Origin of the sequence: Bacillus cereus group sp. BfR-BA-01408, assembly GCF_022663305.1 — a bacterium.
Lineage (GTDB): Bacteria > Bacillota > Bacilli > Bacillales > Bacillaceae_G > Bacillus_A > Bacillus_A pacificus.
In genome coordinates, this window is the sequence record NZ_JAKUFF010000197.1 from 1 (window position 1) to 503 (window position 503).

The following is a 503-nucleotide window of genomic DNA, read 5'->3' on the forward strand; positions in this document are numbered from 1 at the left end:
TATAATTTTTCAAAATCAGGGCATTTAAATAGTGAGTTTCTTCACCGTTTTTATGAGCTCATCTGAGTAATTTTCTATAGATATAGATGCATTTGCCTTCAGCATTCTTTCTTCGATTGCTCCTAAAATAAATGAAGCTAATGTGTCGGCTTGGAAAGAGTTAGAAAACACTCCATTTTGTTGACCAGTCTTCAAAATATTTAATAACATCGTTCTAAGTGCATCATCTTCTTCATCGTCTTCAATTCTGTAATAAGGAATATTCTCTTCATTTCTTGCATTAAAGACGATCTCAATTAAGGCAATATTATTTTTGTAATGAGTTTCTTGATAAGCCAAATGTGCTTCAATAAAAGCTTCTAGTTTGTTTATTTCAGATTGGGCTAATAGTACTCGATTGCTAATAAATTCATGTTGTTTCTCAACTAAAAATTGTAATGTCCGATTCATAAGATAAAGCTTATCGTTAAAATGATAAGAAATAAGTCCAGTACTAATCTTAG

Annotated in this window: 1 protein-coding gene; it reads right to left on the reverse strand. The window is 30.4% G+C overall.

Annotated features, from left to right (window positions below):
- Positions 1-24: 24 nt before the first annotated feature.
- The coding region (locus tag MR083_RS26870; RefSeq protein WP_242270104.1) for a TetR/AcrR family transcriptional regulator at positions 25-503 on the reverse strand (479 nt) is incomplete at its 5' end.